This window comes from Achromobacter spanius (assembly GCF_029637605.1).
GTDB lineage: Bacteria > Pseudomonadota > Gammaproteobacteria > Burkholderiales > Burkholderiaceae_B > Achromobacter > Achromobacter spanius_E.
In genome coordinates this window covers 2,913,694-2,933,509 of sequence record NZ_CP121261.1, presented here as the reverse complement: position 1 = coordinate 2,933,509, position 19,816 = coordinate 2,913,694, and the positions used below count along the sequence as shown (strand labels likewise).

Genomic DNA, 19,816 nt, shown 5'->3' with positions numbered 1-19,816 from the left:
GACATTGCGCCTGACCGGGTTGCCATTTTTTCACGAACGGACGTTCCACGCATTACGGCATGTCGCGCCGTGGCCTTAAGGGCGGTGAGCCCTGGGGCGGGCGACGAAAAGCCAGGGGAGCCGGCCAACAGGCCGGCCCTGAGGCCCTGGCTTAACGGCGGTATTGCTGGGGACGATGGGGCGCGGGGGCGCGTTCGTCCTTGTGGCGGAAATTGATGCGGCCCTTGGTCAGGTCATAGGGCGACATTTCCAGGGTGACACGGTCACCCGCCAGGATGCGGATGCGGTGCTTGCGGATACGGCCGGAGGCGTAAGCGCCGACTTCGATGCCGTTGTCCAGTTTGACGCGGTAGCGGCTATCGGGCAGCACTTCGTCAACAATGCCATCCAATTCGATGAGTTCTTCTTTAGCCATTCTCTACTCCTTGATCAATACGCGCAGCCAGGCCGGCGGCATGACGCGCCGCACGAAGCGGCATGCGCGTTGGACACAGATAACCAGGTCCAGCGGTTGAACGTAAAACGTTCGGGCAAGCGCGGGTAACGGCCACGGCATCCGAAGCGGATGTCTGAAATGACGGATACTCGCGCAGCGTGGGCAATGTGCGCGCGGGGCGCGGCTTGGTCGCGACGCCATGCAAATGCATGGCTCCGGAAGAAGCGGGTTGGAGCGTTTGCTGCAATGCCCTGCGGCGCAAAATGTTGCGGCGCCTGGGGCAGGGGTGAGGTCGCTCGGTGGGTTGCTCGGTGGGTTGATCCGTGAGGTTCCCCAGTGATGTCCACCCGGGCCATCCCGTGGGGGTAATCCAGTGGCTTATCTCAACCAAACCGGGAGCAGCCTGGGTATCTTGGGGGGTTGCCCGAAGGAGTACAGGTTGGCACGCAGAGTGACCGAAGCCCGGTTTTTGCGGAAAAATCACGGACTGATGTTACTGCAAAGCGCGACGCTTAGCCAGTATTTATCCGCCGCAGCGCCGTGATAGTTGCTGCTGAACGACTCGCCGCGCGCGGGGCGTGGGCTGAGGCCCCCGGATGGCGCGGGGCGGCGCGTTACGGCTTCAGGGTGCAGGCTTATGTAACGGTTTGCTGACGGGATCCGATCTCGGCGGGGAAGTCGTCGGGTATTGGGGCAAATCATCCGAGATGTCGAACCACGGGGCCTTGCTGGCCACGTGGCAATGCGCGGCGGGCTTCACGCCAGGGTCGTCATCCAGTGCACCCAGGGGCAGGCCGTAGGCGTCGGGCGCCTGATCGAAGCGGCTTAGCAAGGGCGTGCCGCAGGCTTCGCAGAACCCCCGGTAGTTGCCTGGTGACGAGGCATACCACGTGACGTGGTTTTCGCCCTTGGTCCATTTGAAATCAACGGCTTGCACCGAGGCGCGGCTTCGAAAAGCCGCGCCGTGCGACTTGCGGCACATGACGCAGTGGCAGTTCAGGGCGTCGGTGAGGGGGCCGTCGATCTCGTAAGCCACGCGGCCGCACAGGCAGGAACCTTTGATCATGATGAGCGCCAGGCATTGGGATAACACCTCGAATATACCTGCGCCGCCGGTCGCCGGTTGCCCGTCGCCCGTCGCCGGTCGCCGCAAGCTGTCCGCAAGCGTGTTTATGACGGCAATCTTTCAGTTGATTGCTGGCCCCGATTTTTATCCCTGGCGATAGTGTTGGCGGGTCATCGCGCTGTCATGCCGCGAAAACAGAATGCCGCAATGACCACATCCAAGGGGATCAAGCGATGACAACCGCCATCGAAGTACATGCCTTGAGCAAAACGTTCCACGCCGGGTCCAAGGCGCTGGACAACGTCAGCCTGCAAGTGGCCGACGGCGAAATGGTGGCGCTGCTGGGCGCGTCGGGTTCGGGCAAGTCCACGCTGCTGCGCCATCTGGCGGGTTTTGTTGCCGGTGATGCGGACAATTCGGGCGCGGGCAGCGTAACGGTCAATGGCCAGCTTATCCAGCGCAACGGCCGCCTTAGCCGTGACGTGCGCGCGGCGCGCGCCGGCATCGGCTTCGTGTTCCAGCAATTCAACCTGGTGGGCCGCCTGCCGGTCATCACCAACGTCTTGACCGGCATGTTGCCGCGCATACCGCTGTGGCGCAGCCTGACGCGCTGGTTCCTGCGCGACGAAGTGCGCCAGGGCCTGGAAGCGCTTGCCCAGGTTGGTATAGACGACTATGCATTTCAGCGCGCCTCGACGCTGTCCGGCGGCCAGCAGCAGCGCGCCGCCATCGCGCGCACGCTGGTGCAGAACGCGCGCGTGATCCTGGCCGACGAGCCCATCGCGTCCTTGGACCCCGAGTCGTCGCGCCGCGTGATGGACACGCTGGCCCAGATCAACCGCAGTCGCAAGGTGGCGGTGGTGGTGTCGCTGCACCAGGTGGACGTGGCCCTGCGCTATTGCCCGCGCGTGGTGGCGCTGCGCCACGGCAAGGTCGTGTACGACGGCCCCGCCACCGACCTGACCCCCGAAATGCTGCGCGACCTGTATGGCTCGGAACTGAGCGAACTGCTGCCCGAGTACACGCAACCGGCGCCAGCCATGCCGGCCCTGGCGCCCCTGAGCACCTTGGCGCAAGCCGCCTGATCTTTTTCTGATTCCGCTCTTCGCGGCCTCTCTGCCCTTCCTACCCCGGAGCCACCCATGCTACGCAGAACCTTCGTTACCCTGATCGCCGCCGCGGCCTTGTCCACGCAAGCCCACGCGGAAGATACCAAGACCTTGAACTTCGGCATCATCTCGACCGAGTCGTCGACCAACCTGAAGTCCGTCTGGCAGCCCGTCATTGATGACCTGAGCCGCGCCGTCGGCGTGCCGGTCAAGCCCTTCTTCGCATCCGATTACGCCGGCATCATCGAAGGCATGCGCTTCAACAAGGTGCAGTTGGGCTGGTTCGGCAACAAGTCGGCCATCGAAGCCGTGGACCGCGCCAAGGGCGAAGTGTTCGCCTCGGTCATCGACAAGGACGGCAACCCCGGCTATTGGTCGCTCTTGATCGTCAACAAGGACAGCAACCTGAAGACGCTGGATGACGTGTTGAAGAGCCCTGGCAAGCTGAGCTACGGCGCGGGCGACCCCAACTCCACGTCCGGCACCGCTGTGCCCGGCTACTACCTGTGGGGCGCCAACAAGATCGAACCCAAGACCTTCTTCAAGACCATGCGTTCCAGCAACCATGAGTCCAACCTGCTGTCGGTCATCAACAAGCAGGTGGATGTGGCCATCAATAACACCGAAGCGCTGGAGCGCTACCGCCTGAACACGGGCAAGGACGCCAACGACAGCGTCCGCGTGCTGTGGAAGTCGCCGTTGATTCCGGCGGATCCGCTGGTCATGCGTTCCGACCTGCCCGCCGACCTGAAGGGCCGCATCCGCGACTTCTTCGTCAACTACGGCAAGGGCAAGGACGCGCAGCGTGAGATGGCCAACCTGAAGGCGCTGACCTATCAGGGCTTCCGCGCGTCCGACAACCAGCAACTGGTGCCCATCCGTCAAATCGAACTGGCGCGTGAAAAGGCCAAGGTCGAATCCGACACCACGCTGGGCCAGGCTGAAAAGCAACAGCAGCTGGCTGACCTGGACAAGAAGCTGGCCAGCCTGGGCCAACCTGCCACCGCCAAGCAATAAGCGCGGCGTATGGCCGGCGCATCGCCTGGTGCGCCGGCCCTGCCTTTTTGAACGCCTTCAAGCGGACCGCCCATTCCATGAACCTTGCCACTCATTCACCCCGCCTGCCTACCGCGCCGCGCTCATCGCTGCCCGTGCTGCTTGTGTGGGCCGTCGTTCTTGCGCTACTGGTCATGTCATGGCAGGGCGCGGACATGCGGCCCATGGACCTGCTGCGTGATTCGGGCAACATGGCCCAGTTTGCCGCCGACTTCTTTCCGCCCAATTTCCGCGACTGGCGCATGTATCTGGACGAGATGATCGTCACGGTGCAGATCGCGGTATGGGGCACGTTCCTGGCCATCGTCGTGGCCGTGCCGCTGGGGCTGCTGTGCTCGTCGAACATGGTGCCGGCCTGGGTTTACCAGCCGATGCGACGCCTGATGGATGCGTGCCGCGCCATCAATGAAATGGTGTTCGCGATGCTGTTCATCGTGGCCGTGGGCTTGGGGCCGTTCGCCGGCGTGCTGGCGCTGTGGGTGCACACGACCGGGGTGCTGGCGAAGCTGTTTTCGGAAGCCGTTGAAGCCATCGACCCGCGCCCCGTCGAAGGCGTGCGCGCCACCGGCGCCAATGCGCTGGAAGAAATCGTCTACGGCGTCATTCCGCAAGTGCTGCCGCTGTGGATTTCGTATTCGCTCTACCGCTTTGAATCCAACGTGCGGTCGGCGTCGGTGGTGGGCATTGTGGGTGCCGGCGGCATCGGCACCGTGCTGTGGGAAATCATCCGCAGCTTCCGCTACGCCGAAACCTGCGCGGTGATGATCATCATCGTGGCCTTCGTGGTGGTCATCGACATGCTGTCCTCGCGGATCCGGCGGGCGTTGATCTAGTGATCTAGCTGGCCTGCTGTCCCGCCAACAGCGCCGGCAGCGCCAGCAAGCCCGCCAGGCGGGCGTTGTCGACGTCGGCGTCCGACACGGTGGGGCGCGGCATCAGGAAATTCACCGTGCCCAGGCAGACGTCGTCGTACACGACGGGCACGTTGATCACCGATTGCAGGCCCAGCTTGCGGATGGCGTCGTGGTCGTTGAAGAATTCGCGGATGGCCGCTTCCCCTTCGCCTACGAACACGCGCTGTTCCAGCAACACGTGGCGGCCCCAGGGCGTGTCACGCTTGTCCTTGCTGCCGCCCGGTGGGTAGGCCTGCGGGTTGGAGCTGTACAGGCGCACCACGCGCATGGTGGCGGCATCAAAGCGGTTGACGGTGCACAGGGTGTGTTCCAGCGAGGCGTGGGCGTAGGCGTCGATGGCCTGCAAGGCCGCCGCCGAGTCGGCGGCGGCATAGGCCAGGGCGATCGCTTGCACGCCGGCCAGCGCCGGCGTCACGGAAGTCGGCTTGCCGTTCATTCAGCGGTAATTCCCAGTTCCTTGATCAGCTTGCCGTACTTGTCGGCATCGCGCGCCAGGATCTGCCCGAACTGCTCCGGCGTGGTTTCCGTCAGCAGCACGCCCATGTCGCCCATTTTCTTGATGACGTCGGGACGCTTCAAGATCAGGTTGATCTCGCGGTTCAGGCGGGCGGTAAGTTCAGGCGGCATGCCGGCGGGGCCGAAGGCGCCGTACCAGACCGACAATTCATAGCCCGGCAGCGTTTCGCCCACCGTGGGCACCTCAGGCAAAAGCGGCGAACGCTGCTCTTCGGTGACGCCCAGCAGCGTCAGCTTGCCGGTGCGCACGTGCGGCAGGGTCTGCGTGCCGGCGCTGAACAGCACCTGCGTGCGGCCGGCCACCGTATCCAGCACGGCGGGCGCGCCACCACGGTAGGGGATGTGCATCATCTTCACGCCCGCGGCCTTTTCAAACAGCGCGGCGCTCAGGTGGTTGGTCGAGCCTTGTCCCGCCGAGGCATAGGCCACGGTGTCCGGGCGCTCTTTCACGTAGGCGATGAATTCCTTCACGTTCTTGGCGGGCACCGAGGGGTGTACCACCATCGTGTTGGTCACCAAGGCCAGTTCGGCAATGGGCGTGAAGTCCTTGACGCCATCGAAGGGCATATTGGAATACAGCGCCTGGTTCATCGTGTGCGTGCTCATCGAGCCCACCAGCAGCGTGTAGCCGTCGGGCTTGGCGCGCGCCACGAAGGTGGTGCCGATGTTGCCGGACGCGCCCGAGCGGTTTTCCACAATGACCGGCTGGCCGAGCGATTGGGTCAGCCCTTCCGACAGCACGCGCGCCAGGATGTCGGTGGACCCGCCCGCGGCCCACGGCACGATCAACGTGATGGGTTTTTCAGGCCAGGCGGCCTGGGACAAGGCGGGCGTGGCCAGGGCCAGGCCCAGCGCGCACACGCGCAGCAATCGTTGGAAGTTCAGCTTCATGGTGTTTACCCCTGTGAAAGTGCCGGTCTGGACGCCGGCTGGATGGAAATGGTTGATAAGCAACTAGCGCCCCACCGCGTAGCCCTGCATGCCGCGTGGATTGGCCCCCGCGCGCAGCAGCAGGCCGCCGCCCGCGATGGGTTCGCGCGTGCAGGCGCTGATGCGGCCTTCGGACCAGGCCGGTCCGACCTTGACGTTGTGGCCGGCGGCGCGCAGCGCGTCGAGGGTGGCCTCGGGCAAGCGCGATTCCACCGTCAGCCGGTTCAGCGTTTGCGTGCGCGGCCAGAATGAGCCCGGGAAATGATCGATATGCCACGACGGCGCGTCGATGGCTTCTTGCAGATTCATGCCCATGGCGTGCCGCAGGAAGAACGCCACGGTCCATTGATCCTGCTGGTCGCCGCCCGGCGTGCCGAACGCCATATAGGGTTGCCCATCGCGCAACACCAGGCCGGGCGACAGCGTGGTGCACGGGCGCTTGCCGGCTTGCAGTTGGCCGGGCACGCCGTCGTCCAGCCAGGTCATTTGCAGGCGGGTCGTCAGTGGGAAGCCCAGTCCGGGCACGACGGGGCTTGACGACAGCCAGCCGCCCGAGGGCGTGGCGGCCACCATGTTGCCGTCGCGGTCGATCACGTCGATCTGGCAGGTATCGCCCACGAAGATTTCGCGCGCGGCCCATTCGGCCACCGGCGGCAAGGCGGCGAACGTAGGCTCGCCCACGCCAAAGCGCGTGTCGGAAGCGGCCAGCGTGCGGTCGGCGGCGGCCAGGTCGGGCAGGCGGGGGGCAAGCCCGTCGGGGCTGCCGGGCCGAAGCACGGTGGATGCGGTGGCTTTGATGAGGGCAGCGCGTTCGCGCGCATAGGCGTCGCTGAGCAGCGCGGCCAAGGGCACGGGCGTGAAGTCGGGGTCGCCATACCAGGCGGCGCGGTCCGCGAACGCCAGCTTGGCCGCTTCGGCAATGCGGTGTACGAATTCTGGCGATGTGGGGTCCAGGCCTTCCATGCCCAGATGACGCAGCATCGCCAACTGCTGCAAATGCACCGGCCCTTGCGACCACACGCCGCACTTGGCCACGGTATAGCGGCCGTACTGCGTGGTGACGGGGTCATCGTAGGTGGCGCGCCAGTCGGCCATGTCGGCCTTGCGCAGCAGTCCGCGATTGCGCTGGCCGGTGGTGTCGCGCACCTCGGCTTCGGTGTAGTAAGCGTCGATGGCATCGGCGACGAAGCCGCGATACCAGCAGTTCAAGGCGGCGTCGATGCGGCCGATCCGATCACTGCTGGCGGCATGCGCCTGATCCAGGATGCGCGTGTACGTGTCGGCGATTGCGGGCGTGCGAAACAGGGATTCCGGCGCGGGCACGCGGCCATCGGGCATCCAGACATCGCGCGACGTGGTCCACTCATCCCGAAACAGCGCCTGCACGGCCAGCACCGCCTGCGACACGCGCGGCACCAGTGGGAAGCCGTGGCGGGCATAGTCGATGGCGGGGCGCAGCACGTCGGCCAGTTCCCACGTGCCGTAGTCGCGCAGCAGCGTCAGCCAGGCGCCGAACGCGCCGGGAACCGTCGCGGGCAACAGTCCAATGCCGGGCACCATTTCCACGCCCAGCGCGCGGAACGCGGCGGGCGTGGCCAGCGCGGGCGCCGGGCCTTGACCGCACAGCGCGCGCATGCGTTGTTCGTTTTCGCTCCAGAACAGAATGGGCACTTCGCCGCCGGGGCCGTTCAGGTGCGGCTCCACGATCTGCAGCGTGAAGCCCCCGGCCACGGCCGCGTCATAGGCGTTGCCGCCGCGTTCCAGCACCCCCATGGCCACCTGCGACGCCAGCCAATGCGTGGACGACACGACACCGAAGGTGCCGCGTATTTCAGGACGGGTGGTGAAGGAGGCGCTCATGATGGCGGGGCGGCTGTGGGTAAGGGACGAGAAGAAGTATAGGGTTGTGAAATAACTGGAATCATCTTTGTTGGCATAATTCAATAACTGTTTGGTTATAGAGAAAGCCATGAGCTGGGATGCAGCCCGCCTGTCCAACCGCCTGAAACACCGCCACCTGGCCTTGCTGACCAACATCGCCAAGCACGGTTCGCTGACGCGCGTGGCGGCGGCCACCGGCATCAGCCAGCCCGCCGTGACCAAGGCGCTGGCCGAGCTTGAGGATATTTTCGGCGGGCCCTTGTTCCTGCGCAGCGGGCGCGGGCTGCTGCCCACGGCGCTGGGCAATCTGGCGCTGGTCCGCGCGCGGCATATGCAGAGCGATCTGGACCTGTGGGCGCGCGAAGTCGAAGCCCTGCACGCGGGCCATTCGGCGCATCTGAACGTGGGCGTGGTGCCCTATGTGTCCAGCGCCTTGCTGACCACCGCCATCAGCCGCCTGCACCAGCGCTATGGCGTCACGCTGACGCTGCACCGCGCCACCACGGACCACCTGGTGCCCATGTTGCGCCGCCATGAACTGGACTGCATCATCAGCCGCGCCACGTCCACGGTGACGCTGGACGACCTGATCCACCGCGTGCTGTACCGTCAGCGGCCGCGCTTGATCGCGCATAGCCGCCTGGCCCAACGCCTGGCGCGGCGCCGGCCCGATTGGGCGGCCGTGGCCGCCATGGACTGGGTGCTGCCGGCCGCCAACACGCCCACGCGGCAATTGATCGTTGAACACTTCATCCGCGCGGGGCTGCGTCCGCCGTCGCCCGTGCTCGAAGCCTATTCCACGGATGTCATCGAAGGCATGCTGACCATGAACGAGACGCTGATTTCCGTAGTGCCGGAAGACATCGCGCGCGAGCTTTGCCAGCGCGGCAAGCTGGGCATGCTGCCTTGGGATTTCGGTTGGGAACTGCCGCCCATCAACCTGATCCGCCGCAAGCGCGAACAGGTGCTGGCGGCGGAAGAGCGGTTTTCGGAAATCCTGCTGGACTTGTGCGTGGATGCCGGGCTGCCCGAGGGCGCGGGCTTCGGGGCGCCGGCGGCGGCTTGATCTTTGGACAGCGGCTTTTGCTGGGCCCGCCGCGCCAGCCAGTCTGCAAGCACGCCGTTCAGCCAGGAGCTTCAGCAGCCAGCCGCTTCAGCCCGCCAACGCCCGGCGCGCGATGCCCAATAAGGCCGCCGCCGCGACGTCATGCGCGGCGTCGTTGCTGATCCGCGTGTAGGCGCAGTGCGGCGGAATGGCAAAGCCCTGTGCCGCGCGCGCCAGCCGCTCCTGAATCTGGTCCGCGCTTTCGCGGCCCCGGCCCGCCAGCCGTTGTGCAAGCACGGACGGGTCTACGGTGATCTCTACGGCAGTCAATGCCGGGTAGCGCTGGTGCGCCGCTTGCAGATGCTCGCGCGAGCCGTTCACGATCACCGCCGCGCCGCAGGCCAGCCAGGTGTCGATTTCGATGCCGATGCCGTATTGCAAGCCATGGCTGGCCCAACGCAGGGCAAAGCAACCCAGCGCCGCGCGTCGCGCAAACTCTTCCGACGTCAATGCCAGCGCGTCTTCGGTGCTGCCGCTATCGCGGGTGATGTAGCGGTGCGCCACCAACACCGGTTCTTCCGCACGCAGGTGCGCGCGCAGCCAGCGCAGCAAGGTGTCCTTGCCGCTGCCCGATGCACCCATCAGATAGATCAAGCGCGCACCGTCGGCGGGCGGCAAGGGTGGGGCGGGCTTGGTCATGGCGCGGCGGGGCCTTGCAGGGCAGGCGCGCCAAGGGCGTCGGACTGCGTGCCGTCGAAATGGTAATGGCGCGCTGCGACAAAATCGGCGCCAGGTTCCGACTGCACGAAGAGGCTGACGCCGGATACCGCCATCGCCTGGCCGCGCAGCGGGTCGGCAAAGGCGGCGATGCTGCGTTGCGCCTGCTCCAGGGCGTCGCCCGCCAGCTTGCCGGTCAGCGTGATGTGAAAGGTGTAGGTGTCGAAGACATACGGGTAGCCCCAACGCGTCAGCATTTCCCGTTGTTCGGGTGTCAGCGCATGGGGTTGGCGCCGCGCGATTTCCTCGGGCGTGGGCGGGGCGCGAAAGGCGTCCAACGCCTGTACGGCAGCATCTGCCAGCGCCTGGATGCGGGCCTGGCCTTGTTTGTCCGCGTCCGCAATGCGCCAGGCTAAAAAGCCGCGCAGCGTTTCGCATTCCAGTGTCAGGGCAAACGGGCTGAGACCCTGGACCAGCGTGCGCACCGCCGCGTCCAACGCCTGAGGCGTGGCGCCGGAGGCCAGCCGGAAGGGCGGCTTCAGGGTGGCATGCAGGCCGTAATGGCGCGGCGCGTCGGTCCAGCCCCGTGAGGCCTCGGGCTGGCCGGGCAAGGGCGGCAGCAGGGCGCCCGTGTCGGCGCAGCGGCCCAGCCAACGGCTGCCGCATTCGCGCCACGGTCCACTGGGCGACAGGTACAAGGCGTAGCGGTGGGCAAGCGGCATGGGCATAAGTGTGGACATCAAGCCGCCATGCGTTGGCTGTGGCCGTCGCCGAACACGCGCGTGGCGTAGCGCAGTTCGCCGCCCACAATGGCGGCCACCACGCGCGGCAAGCCCGCCACGTTGTCGTCCACCACGATGGCGTCGGCGATCAGCCCCGGCGCCAGTGCGCCTCGGTCTTTCAAGCCGGCGGCGCGGGCGGGGTTCATCGACACCAGGTTCCAGGCCTGCGCCAGCGGCAGCACGCCGTCTTGCACCAGGCGCATCACGGCGGCCAGCGGCGCCGGGTAGTAATAGTCAGACGTCAGGATGTCGCACAGGCCCGCCTGCACCATCTCGGTGGCGCTGGGCGCGCCGGTGTGGCTGCCGCCGCGCACGACATTGGGCGCGCCGAAGACCACGGAATTTCCCAGTTCGCGCGCCACGCAGGCGGCGTCGCGGGTCAGCGGAAACTCGGCCACGCCGCAGCCCAGTTGATGGTAGTAGCGGCGCGTGGCGGCGTCGGGGTCATCATGCGAGGCGACCTTCAAGCCGGCCGCCTGCGCGCACAGCGTCAGTTCGCGCATGGCGTCGGCCACGGAATCCGCCGCCGACATCGCGGCGCGTATGCGTTGCTGGAAGGTGTCCAGATCGCATTCCGCGCGGTTGGCGTACTGCATCAGCTTGCGGTCGTCGCCCAGGCGGCGGGCCATGCCGGGCAGGTGGTCGTTCAGCGCCAGAAAGCGCACACGACCATCGCGGATCCACTGCTGGGCCAGCTCCACGCCGCCAACATGGTGCGTTTCAAAGCGCAGATGCACGTAGTGCCGCGCGCCCATCATCGGCTGCATGCGCTCCAGCGCATCGAACATCCGTTCGGCATAGGCCTCGCCGCGCAGCCCGCCTTCCCAGGACAAGGTCACGCCGTGGAATTCGGTGGTGATGCCGTTGGCCAGCAGTTGGCGGTCTACGTCGAACAAGGCGCTGTCATACGGAAAGGTGACACTGGGGCGGGGCATGATGGCGCGCTCGAAGGCGTCACCGTGCAGGTCCACGATGCCGGGCAGCACCAGCAGTTGACCGGCGTCGAACCAGGGCGCGCCGCGCGTGGGCGAGCCGCCGCCGTCGTCGATGAGTCCGCCCTGAAAGCGCAGGCTGGCTTGTTCGACGCCACGCGGCGTCAGGATGCGTTGGCCTGTAACACCGGCCAGGGGCGAAGGGGCATGTGAGTTCATGGTGTGACGTTATCGACTTTGCATGACAACCAGATGTCTAGATGAGTTAAATCGCTTTTCGGCCCGGGGAAGGGCCGTGCCGCTTAACTGTCGTCCGCCACCATCAGTTGCACCAGATCGCCCACAAAGCGGGTGATGCTGTATTGCAGCGGGGCGCCGTCCTGATCCACGTTCAAGGCCTCGATCTGCAGAATGGGGCGGGTCTTGGGCTGGCCCAGCAGGCGCGCGACTTCCGGCGTGGGCAGCGCGGCGGTAATGCGTGACCATTTGCGCGTGTAGTCGCCAATACCGTAGTGCGCGTATACCTTGGACACCGAGCGCAAGGCGCTCAGGCGGTCGGCGAAATCCGGAAAACGCTTTTCGTCGAAGAAGTGCTCAGAGGCGCTGATGGGGCGGTTTTCAGCCTTGCCCACGATTTGCACGCGCAACAGCGGGGCGGTGCGGGTCAGCCCCAGGTGCTTGGCGATATCGGCCGCGCGCAAGGTCTGGCTGCCCAGAACTTCCTGGTGACCCAGCATGCCCTGGCTGCGCAGGTTTTCGGAAAAGCGCGTGCGCTTGCCGATGGCGTAATCAATGGCGTGCTCTTGCACGAACGTGCCACGGCCTTGTTCGATGCGGACCAGGCCACTTTGCTCTAGCTCGCCCATGGCGCGCCGGATGGTGTGGCGGTTGACCGAAAACTTGGCGGCCAGCTCGGGTTCGGAGGGCAACTGCTCGCCCGCCAGATAGAGCTTGTTGCGGATGTCGTCCGCCAGGGACTCACCAATTTGCCGCCAGACGGCGATGCCGGAACCTCTTTCAACCATGGGGTCTGCTCGTGCTGTCATATCAGCTTCATGAAGAATGGCTGTGATTGTGCCCCATGCGGCGCGCGCCGGATAGGCGCTGCACACGCGCCGCAACTGTCATCAAAAATTCACGCCAACCTGTTGAACTTCGTTTTCCAAGCGATCATACTTCATCCAGTCGTCTAGACGTGTAGAGGAAAAGATGGATCACTCACAAGCGGGGCAGCAGGCGCCCGTTACCCGGCGCGCCGCCTGGATGCGCGTGTTGTCCCTGGCCGATCCGGCCGCGTTGGAAGGGGCGTTCAGTGGCCTGGGCAGCGTGCCCCAGCACCAGATGTTGCGGCCGGCCCAGACCGGTATGGCCATGGTGCGGGCGCGCAGCGGTGGCACCGGGGCGCGCTTCAATCTGGGCGAAATGACCGTGACGCGCTGCGCGGTGACGCTGGACACGCAGGCAGGCGGCGTGGTGGGCGTGGCCTACGTGCAAGGGCGTTCGCTGCGCCATGCCGAGCAGGCCGCGGTGGCCGACGCGCTGCTGCAATTGCCGGAATGGCACGACACCGTGCAAGCGCAATTGATCCAGCCGCTGGCGCGCCAGCATGCCGACAAGGTCGACGCCCAGGCACGGGTCGCGGCGCAGACCAAGGTTGAATTCTTCACGATGGTGCGGGGCGAGGACTGACATGCAAGCACAGACAAGCACCACGTTGCCCGCCGCGCGCGGCGGCCTGATTCCGGGGTTTGCCGACCCGGTCAACGATGCGCAAACCACGTTTCGCGCTGCCTTGAAGGCCTTGGCGCATCCCGGGCGTTTACAAGAAATCGTCGCCCACTGCGGCGTGCCCGCCGGCTTGTCGCCGGCCATGACGGCGCTGCTGCTGACGCTGGCGGACGGCGATACGCCCTTGTGGCTGCCCCCGGAAGTGAGCGCCGACGCGCTGGCTTTCCTGCGGTTTCATTGCGGCTGCCCCATCGTGCCGTCGCCGTCGCTTGCGCGCTTTGCCGCCGTGCCGACGGGGTTCGATGCGCCCGCGCTGTCCGCCTGCCATCCGGGTGATCCGGCCTATCCCGATCTGTCCACGACCTTGCTCCTTGAAGTGGGCTCGCTTGTCGACGGCCACGCCGTCAGCCTGACCGGCCCGGGTATCCAGACGCGGCAAGCGCTGTCGGTGACGGGCCTGCCCGACGGCTTCTGGCGCGACTGGCGTCTGAACCATCAACAGTTTCCGCTGGGCGTCGACGTGTTCCTGACGCAAGACCGGTGGATGTGTGGACTGCCGCGCACGACGCGGGTGGAGAACTGACATGTACGTAGCCGTCAAAGGGGGCGAACGCGCCATCCTGAATTCGTACCGCATGCTGGACGCCTACCGGCGCGGCGACCGCGCGGTGCCCGAACTGAGCCTGGACCAGATTCGCGAACAGATGCCGCTGGCGGTATCGCGCGTGATGGCCGAGGGCTCGCTCTACGATCCGCAACTGGCCTCGCTGGCGCTCAAGCAGGCGGCGGGCGACGTGATCGAAGCCGTGTTCCTGCTGCGCGCCTATCGCACGACCTTGTCGCGCTATGGCTACACGCAGCCGATCGACACCGGCGCCATGCGCTTGCAGCGCCGCATCTCGTCCACCTTCAAGGACGTGCCGGGCGGCCAGATTCTGGGGCCCACCTACGACTACACCCAACGCCTGCTGGACTTCACGCTGGAAGCGCAACGCGAGGCCGACGCGTTGCCCGCCGGCGGCGAGGCGCTGGACAGCGCCATGCCGCGCGTGACGGATCTGCTGGCGCACGATGATTTGATCGACGCCGAACCCGTGCCCGAAGGCGACCCCGAACCCTTCGACCTGACGCGCCAGCCGCTGGACTTTCCGGCCTCGCGCGCGGCCCGCTTGCAGAACCTGGCGCGCGCCGACGAGGGCTTTCTGTTGTCCATGGGCTATTCCACGCAGCGCGGTTACGGCAACACCCATCCGTTCGCGGCCGAGATCCGCTACGGCACGCTGGAAGTCGAGATGCACATCGAAGAGCTGGGCTTTGCCGTCACGGTGGGCGAAATCGAAATCACCGAATGCCAGATGGTGAGCCAGTTCGCGGGCAACGCTGACGCCGGCCCGAAGTTCACGCGCGGCTACGGCCTGACCTTCGGCTACGGCGAACGCAAAGCCATGTCGATGGCGCTGGTGGATCGCGCGTTGAAGGCCCGGGACCTGGGCGAACGCGCCGATTCGCCCGCCAACGACCACGAGTTCGTGCTGTATCACAGTGACAACGTCGAAGCGTCCGGTTTTGTGCAGCACTTGAAGCTGCCACATTACGTGGACTTCCAGGCGAACCTGGAACTGCTGCGCCGCTTGCGTGCGGACGGGGCTGCGAAGAAAGCCGAGCCACATGGCACAACCCAAGCCACGCCCCAAGCTGCATCGAAGCCCACCCCCCAAGCCGCTCCCAACGATCTCATCGACGAGGCTGTCTCCCAATGAGCGCACAACACGCCACGGTCGAACGCGACGACCACTACAACTTTGCGTATCTCGATGAATCCACCAAGCGCATGCTGCGCCGCGCGCTGCTCAAGGCGGTGGCCATTCCCGGCTACCAGGTGCCGTTCGGCAGCCGCGAGATGCCGCTGCCTTATGGCTGGGGCACGGGCGGCATCCAGGTCACGGCGGCCATCATCGGCCAGGACGACGTGCTGAAGGTCATTGACCAAGGATCGGACGACACCACCAACGCCATCAATATCCGCCGTTTCTTTGGCCGCGTCACGGGCGTGGCCACGACCGAGTCCACGCCGGACGCCACCATCGTGCAGACGCGCCACCGCATCCCCGAAACGCCGCTGCGCGAAGGGCAGGTGATGGTTTACCAGGTGCCGATTCCAGAACCGCTGCGCTGGCTTGAACCCAGCGAAACCGAAACCCGCACAATGCACGCGCTGGCCGAATACGGCGGCATGCACGTCAAGCTGTACGAAGACATCGCGCAGCACGGCCACATCGCCACCACCTACGACTATCCCGTCATCGTGAACGACCGCTACATGATGCGCCCGTCGCCCATCCCGAAGTTCGACAACCCCAAGCTGGACGGCAACCCGGCGCTGATGCTGTTCGGCGCCGGCCGCGAAAAGCGCGTCTACGCCGTGCCGCCGTACACCCGCGTCAAAAGCCTGGACTTCGACGATCACCCCTTCACCGTGGAAACCTGGACCGAATGCTGCGACCTGTGCGGATCGCGCGACAGCTATCTGGATGAAATCATCCTGGACGACGCGGGCACGCGCCGCTTCGTGTGTTCGGACACGGAATACTGCAACCACCGCCAAGCGCAACAACGCAACGACGAGGCCACGGCATGAACCCCCAACTCCACCCGCAACCCCTGCTGTCCGTGCGCAACATGACGCGCACCTGGGATGGCGTGCATGGCTGCCGCGACGTCAGCTTTGACCTGTTTCCCGGTGAAGTTCTGTGTGTGGTCGGTGAGTCCGGCTCGGGCAAAAGCACCTTGCTGTCGGCCGTGTCGTACCAAACCCAGCCGGACGCTGGCAGCGTCTGGTACGACACACGTGACCAGGGCTTCATCGACCTGGCGGCGCTGCCCGGCGCGCGGCTGCGCCTCTTGTCGCGCACCGATTGGGGCTTTGTGCGGCAGAACGCGCGCGACGGCCTGCGCATGCAGGTCAGCGCGGGCGCCAACATTGCCGAGCGCCTGATGGCCGTGGGCGACCGGCACTATGGTGATCTGCGCGCCGTGGCGGGCAACTGGCTGCAAAAGATGGAGATCGACGCGGGCCGCCTGGACGACACGCCGGTGTCGTTTTCCGGCGGCATGCAGCAGCGCCTGCAGATCGCGCGCAACCTGGTGACGCATCCGCGCCTGGTGTTCATGGACGAGCCGACCGCATCGCTGGACGTGTCGGTGCAGGCGCGCTTGTTGGACCTGCTGCGCCAGTTGGTCACGGACCTGGGCCTGGCCGCCATCGTGGTCACGCACGACCTGGCGGTGGCGCGCCTGCTGGCGCATCGCACGCTGGTGATGCGCGGCGGCGTGGTGGTGGAAAGCGGGCTGACCGACCAGATTCTTGACGATCCCCAACACCCCTACACCCAGTTGCTGGTGTCTTCCATTTTGCAGAGCTGAACATGAACATGCGCGCAACCACTCCCATGATCGAGGTGCGGGGCCTCGGAAAGATGTTCACCCTGCATAACCAGGGCGGCATCCGCCTGCCCGTGCTGGACGCGGTGGATTTTGATGCGGCAGCCGGCGATTGCCTGGTGCTGGCAGGCCCGTCGGGCACCGGTAAAAGCACCTTGCTGCGCTGCCTGTACGGCAACTACCTGGCCACCGAAGGCAGCATCCGCGTGCGCGCAAACGACGAATGGGTCGAGCTGGTGGGCGCGCCCGAGCAACGCATTCTGGCCTTGCGCCGCGACGTCATCGGCTATGTCAGCCAGTTCCTGCGGGTAATTCCGCGCGTGTCCGCGCTGGATGTGGTGGCCGAGCCGCTGCGCATGGCGGGCGTGGACGCAGACGCCGCGCGTGATCAGGCCGGCGCCTTGTTGCAACGCTTGAACGTGCCGCCGCGCTTGTGGGGTCTGGCGCCCGCCACGTTCTCGGGCGGTGAGCAGCAGCGCGTGAACATCGCGCGTGGCTTCATTGCGCGCCATCCCATCTTGCTGCTGGATGAACCCACGGCATCGCTGGACGCCGACAACCGGCGCGTGGTGATCGAGCTGATCCACGAAGCCCTGGCGGCTGGCCGCTGCCTGCTGGGCATTTTTCACGACGCCGAGGTGCGCGACGCCGTCGCCACGCAGACCCTGGCGCTGCGGCCCGCGCGGGCCGAGCCGGCTGAGACGGCTGAGCCCGCCAAGACGGCCGCGCTGGCCCAACAGGAGGAATCATGCAAAGCACCTATCTGACCCACGCGCGCGTGGTGCTGCCCGACCGCGTACTGGACAACAGCGCGGTGCTGATCGATGACGGCCGCATCGTCGCCATCGAACCCGACGGCGCGCGCGCGGACCGCGTGGTTGATCTGCAGGGCCAGACCCTCTTGCCGGGCTTGATCGACCTGCATTGCGACGCCATCGAGAAGGAAGCCGAACCCCGTTCGCGCGTGCTGTTTCCCCTGGACTTCGCCGTGGCCCAGGTCGACCGCCGCAACGCCGCGGCCGGCATCACCACGCCCTACCATGCGCTGTCGTTCGCGAACAAGGATTTGGGCGTGCGCAACAACCAGACGGCGGCCGAAGTGGTGCGCACGCTGCGTGCGTTCCGCTCGCATAGCCTGGTGGATAACCGTGTGCATTGCCGCTACGAAGTCACCGACGACACCTCGGTGCCGGTGTTGCGCGCGCTGATGGAAGAGGGCGCGGTGGACCTGTTGTCGGTCATGGACCATTCGCCGGGGCAGGGCCAGTTCAAGACGCTGGAGTCCTACCTGCAATACATGATGGGCAACCATGCGATGAGCCGCGAGCAGGCCGAAGAAGCCGCCAACGCCAAGACGCGCGCGAAGGATGGCGCGGTGGAGCGGGTAAAGACCCTGTTGGCGCACGCGAAGACGCTAGGCATCCCCACCGCCAGCCATGACGACGATTCGGTTCAACGCATTGCCACCATGCGCAACCTGGGCGTGGCGATGAGCGAATTTCCGATCACGCTGGATACCGCCCGCGCGGCGGTGTCTTGCGGCCTGCCCACGATTCTGGGGGCGCCGAACGTGCTGCGCGGCCAGAGCCAAAGCGGGTCGATGCGAGCCATCGACGCCATCCGCGCGGGCGTGGCCAGTTGCCTGTGTTCGGACTACCAGCCGTCCACGCTGATCGCCGCGGCCTACGCGGTGGCGGCGCAGACCGACCTGAGCTGGCCGCAGGCGATTGCGCTGGTCACGGCGAACCCCGCGGACGCCTGCGGCCTGTCGGACCGGGGCCGCATTGCCGTGGGCCTGCGCGCCGATCTGGTGGCGGTGGCGCAGGTGGGGGCCTTGCCATTGATCAGTCACACCTGGTCGGCCGGCCGGCTGGTATTCTCCACGCACTATCAGCCGTCGCGCGCGCTCGCGGCGGCGTCACCCCAGCCGCAACGGGTGGCGGCCTGAGCCGCTGGCGATGTCTTCCAGGAGAACCGCGATGAATCCGATCGTGATTGCCGTGGCGCTGAGCGCCACGCACACGTTCAGCAAGCCTGTGGTGCCCACGATCATGCTGTTGCGCGGGCTGGGGGTGGATGGCGACGCGCATCAGGGGGTGACCGTCAAGCATCGCTCGCGCGTGCGCGCCGACCCTACGCAGCCGAACCTGCGCCAGGTGCATTTGATTCAAGCCGAGCTGCATGACGAGCTGCAACTGGCCGGTTTCAACGTCGCCGAAGGCACGATGGGCGAAAACATCACCACCCGGGGTATCGATCTGCTGGCCTTGCCACGCGGCGCGCGCCTGCGCATCGGCGCCGATGCGGTGGTCGAGATCACCGGGCTGCGCAATCCCTGCGTGCAGTTGGACCAGTATCAGAAGGGCTTGACGGGCGCCGTGCTGGGCCGCAATCCCGATGGCAGCCTGCAACGCCGCGCCGGCGTCATGGGGATTGTGGTGGAGGGCGGGGCGGTCAGCCCCGGCGACCCCATCCGGGCCGAGCTTCCCGCACTGCCGCATTTTCCGCTGGAACGGGTGTAGGGGCAAAAACATCGTTGCGGGTCAAAGACGGGTCGCCCGGCATCTGGTTAAATGGCGAAGGGCGTAACGGCCTAAGGCGCAGCCGGCCCTTCTCCGGCTCGTCATCCAATTTTCCGGAGCGCGCGATGGCACGATTCAATTTCAACCAAGACCCCGAAGAACCCGATCTGTGGGCGGCCGAAAACGTGCCCGTCGGTGATGGCCGTCCCCCCATCCACGTCATGATCCAGACGGATGGCGAAGAGCCCGACAGCGGCGCGTCCAAGGTGGTCAAGGCCATCATCGACAATCTGGACGATCACATCCTGGCGGCGGCCGAGTTCTTGCTGGATAACTATTCCTACGAGCACTACAAGAAGCTGGGCCTGGACGACGACCAGTTGCTGCAGGAAGAAACCGCCGAAGCCATGGCCGAAAAGGCCGTGCTGCGCGCCTTGTGGCTGTTCGACGAAGACGGCGACGGCTACGAACTCTGGTTCACGCTGCCCTGGGATCCGGTCCACACCTACGACGTTGAATTCGAAGACGGCGCACCGGTATCCTGCTCGGTCAACGACTGAATACTGTCGACTGAATCTAGTCGACCAGGTCCCCTCGACCACATCTGGTTTCCCCTCGCGGGTTTCCCCTCCCGGTTGACCGCGTGCTCGCGGCCGCCCGCGCCGGCGCGCGGGCGGCCGCGAGCACGCCCTCGGGATTGTCTTCCCCGCGGGTCGCTCATGCTGCCCATATGACACCGAG

General features: G+C 66.0%; 22 protein-coding genes. 13 read left to right on the top strand and 9 right to left on the bottom strand.

Annotation, left to right across the window (positions count from 1 at the left end; all coding sequences use genetic code 11):
• Positions 1–151: 151 nt before the first annotated feature.
• Together infA and P8T11_RS13025 are read right to left on the bottom strand one after the other, a co-directional pair.
• The gene (gene infA / locus P8T11_RS13030; RefSeq protein ID WP_006221179.1) at positions 152–415 is read right to left on the bottom strand and encodes a translation initiation factor IF-1; all 264 of its coding nucleotides are present in this window, start codon (positions 413–415) and stop codon (positions 152–154) included.
• A gap of 643 nt (positions 416–1,058) precedes the next feature.
• Positions 1,059–1,502, bottom strand: coding sequence for a GFA family protein (locus P8T11_RS13025; protein ID WP_278072173.1), 444 nt, complete (start codon positions 1,500–1,502; stop codon positions 1,059–1,061).
• 233 nt (positions 1,503–1,735) lie between these two features.
• Between P8T11_RS13025 and phnC the strand changes: the two genes are divergently transcribed.
• The 3 genes from phnC to phnE all read left to right on the top strand — a co-directional run bounded on the left by phnC (position 1,736) and on the right by phnE (position 4,500).
• A complete protein-coding gene (gene phnC, locus P8T11_RS13020) occupies positions 1,736–2,587 on the top strand; it encodes a phosphonate ABC transporter ATP-binding protein (protein WP_268081552.1) in 852 nt (283 codons plus the stop codon).
• 57 nt (positions 2,588–2,644) lie between these two features.
• Positions 2,645–3,628 carry a phosphonate ABC transporter substrate-binding protein gene (gene phnD / locus P8T11_RS13015; protein WP_268081553.1) on the top strand — a complete coding sequence of 328 codons (984 nt, stop codon included), beginning with the start codon at positions 2,645–2,647 and terminating at the stop codon, positions 3,626–3,628.
• A gap of 77 nt (positions 3,629–3,705) precedes the next feature.
• Positions 3,706–4,500, top strand: coding sequence for a phosphonate ABC transporter, permease protein PhnE (phnE, locus tag P8T11_RS13010; protein WP_268081554.1), 795 nt, complete (start codon positions 3,706–3,708; stop codon positions 4,498–4,500).
• 4 nt (positions 4,501–4,504) lie between these two features.
• Here the strand turns inward: phnE and P8T11_RS13005 are convergent, their stop codons facing one another.
• The 3 genes from P8T11_RS13005 to P8T11_RS12995 all read right to left on the bottom strand — a co-directional run bounded on the left by P8T11_RS13005 (position 4,505) and on the right by P8T11_RS12995 (position 7,887).
• Positions 4,505–5,017, bottom strand: a complete 513-nt coding sequence (locus P8T11_RS13005) for a GAF domain-containing protein (protein ID WP_268081555.1) — start codon at positions 5,015–5,017, stop codon at positions 4,505–4,507.
• The gene (locus tag P8T11_RS13000) at positions 5,014–5,988 is read right to left on the bottom strand and encodes a Bug family tripartite tricarboxylate transporter substrate binding protein (protein ID WP_268081556.1); all 975 of its coding nucleotides are present in this window, start codon (positions 5,986–5,988) and stop codon (positions 5,014–5,016) included. The genes P8T11_RS13005 and P8T11_RS13000 overlap by 4 nt, the downstream gene beginning before the upstream one ends.
• Positions 5,989–6,051: 63 nt before the next feature.
• Complete coding sequence (locus P8T11_RS12995) at positions 6,052–7,887, bottom strand: gamma-glutamyltransferase family protein (protein WP_268081557.1); 1,836 nt, start codon at positions 7,885–7,887, stop codon at positions 6,052–6,054.
• Between the two features lie 109 nt (positions 7,888–7,996).
• Between P8T11_RS12995 and P8T11_RS12990 the strand changes: the two genes are divergently transcribed.
• On the top strand, positions 7,997–8,974 hold the full coding sequence (locus P8T11_RS12990) for a LysR family transcriptional regulator (protein ID WP_268081558.1): 978 nt from the start codon (positions 7,997–7,999) through the stop codon (positions 8,972–8,974).
• Between the two features lie 87 nt (positions 8,975–9,061).
• Here the strand turns inward: P8T11_RS12990 and phnN are convergent, their stop codons facing one another.
• The 4 genes from phnN to phnF all read right to left on the bottom strand — a co-directional run bounded on the left by phnN (position 9,062) and on the right by phnF (position 12,409).
• Positions 9,062–9,652 (bottom strand): phosphonate metabolism protein/1,5-bisphosphokinase (PRPP-forming) PhnN, encoded by a 591-nt coding sequence (phnN, locus tag P8T11_RS12985; protein ID WP_268081559.1) that lies wholly within the window; start codon positions 9,650–9,652, stop codon positions 9,062–9,064.
• A complete protein-coding gene (locus P8T11_RS12980) occupies positions 9,649–10,392 on the bottom strand; it encodes a DUF1045 domain-containing protein (protein WP_268082367.1) in 744 nt (247 codons plus the stop codon). Before P8T11_RS12980 ends, phnN begins: the two co-directional genes overlap by 4 nt.
• A gap of 17 nt (positions 10,393–10,409) precedes the next feature.
• Positions 10,410–11,603: an alpha-D-ribose 1-methylphosphonate 5-triphosphate diphosphatase gene (locus P8T11_RS12975; protein WP_268081560.1), complete on the bottom strand. Its 1,194-nt coding sequence runs from the start codon at positions 11,601–11,603 to the stop codon at positions 10,410–10,412.
• Between the two features lie 83 nt (positions 11,604–11,686).
• Complete coding sequence (phnF, locus tag P8T11_RS12970; RefSeq protein ID WP_268081561.1) at positions 11,687–12,409, bottom strand: phosphonate metabolism transcriptional regulator PhnF; 723 nt, start codon at positions 12,407–12,409, stop codon at positions 11,687–11,689.
• Positions 12,410–12,593: 184 nt separating this feature from the next.
• Here phnF and phnG point away from each other — a divergent pair, with 184 nt between their 5' ends.
• The 9 genes from phnG (at position 12,594) to P8T11_RS12925 (ending at position 19,635) form a co-directional block, all read left to right on the top strand.
• Complete coding sequence (gene phnG / locus P8T11_RS12965) at positions 12,594–13,073, top strand: phosphonate C-P lyase system protein PhnG (protein ID WP_268081562.1); 480 nt, start codon at positions 12,594–12,596, stop codon at positions 13,071–13,073.
• A gap of 1 nt (position 13,074) precedes the next feature.
• Positions 13,075–13,695 carry a phosphonate C-P lyase system protein PhnH gene (phnH, locus tag P8T11_RS12960; protein WP_268081563.1) on the top strand — a complete coding sequence of 207 codons (621 nt, stop codon included), beginning with the start codon at positions 13,075–13,077 and terminating at the stop codon, positions 13,693–13,695.
• 1 nt (position 13,696) lies between these two features.
• Complete coding sequence (locus P8T11_RS12955) at positions 13,697–14,872, top strand: carbon-phosphorus lyase complex subunit PhnI (protein ID WP_268081564.1); 1,176 nt, start codon at positions 13,697–13,699, stop codon at positions 14,870–14,872.
• Complete coding sequence (locus P8T11_RS12950) at positions 14,869–15,750, top strand: alpha-D-ribose 1-methylphosphonate 5-phosphate C-P-lyase PhnJ (RefSeq protein WP_259249440.1); 882 nt, start codon at positions 14,869–14,871, stop codon at positions 15,748–15,750. Before P8T11_RS12955 ends, P8T11_RS12950 begins: the two co-directional genes overlap by 4 nt.
• Entirely contained in the window at positions 15,747–16,535 is a 789-nt protein-coding gene (gene phnK, locus P8T11_RS12945) for a phosphonate C-P lyase system protein PhnK (protein ID WP_268081565.1), read from the top strand. The genes P8T11_RS12950 and phnK overlap by 4 nt, the downstream gene beginning before the upstream one ends.
• Before the next feature lie 8 nt (positions 16,536–16,543).
• Positions 16,544–17,320 carry a phosphonate C-P lyase system protein PhnL gene (gene phnL, locus P8T11_RS12940; protein WP_268082368.1) on the top strand — a complete coding sequence of 259 codons (777 nt, stop codon included), beginning with the start codon at positions 16,544–16,546 and terminating at the stop codon, positions 17,318–17,320.
• Positions 17,302–18,501, top strand: coding sequence for an alpha-D-ribose 1-methylphosphonate 5-triphosphate diphosphatase (locus P8T11_RS12935; RefSeq protein WP_268081566.1), 1,200 nt, complete (start codon positions 17,302–17,304; stop codon positions 18,499–18,501). The genes phnL and P8T11_RS12935 overlap by 19 nt, the downstream gene beginning before the upstream one ends.
• A 31-nt stretch (positions 18,502–18,532) precedes the next feature.
• Entirely contained in the window at positions 18,533–19,075 is a 543-nt protein-coding gene (locus tag P8T11_RS12930; RefSeq protein ID WP_268081567.1) for an MOSC domain-containing protein, read from the top strand.
• 125 nt (positions 19,076–19,200) lie between these two features.
• Positions 19,201–19,635 (top strand): hypothetical protein, encoded by a 435-nt coding sequence (locus P8T11_RS12925; protein ID WP_268081568.1) that lies wholly within the window; start codon positions 19,201–19,203, stop codon positions 19,633–19,635.
• Positions 19,636–19,816 lie beyond the last annotated feature (181 nt).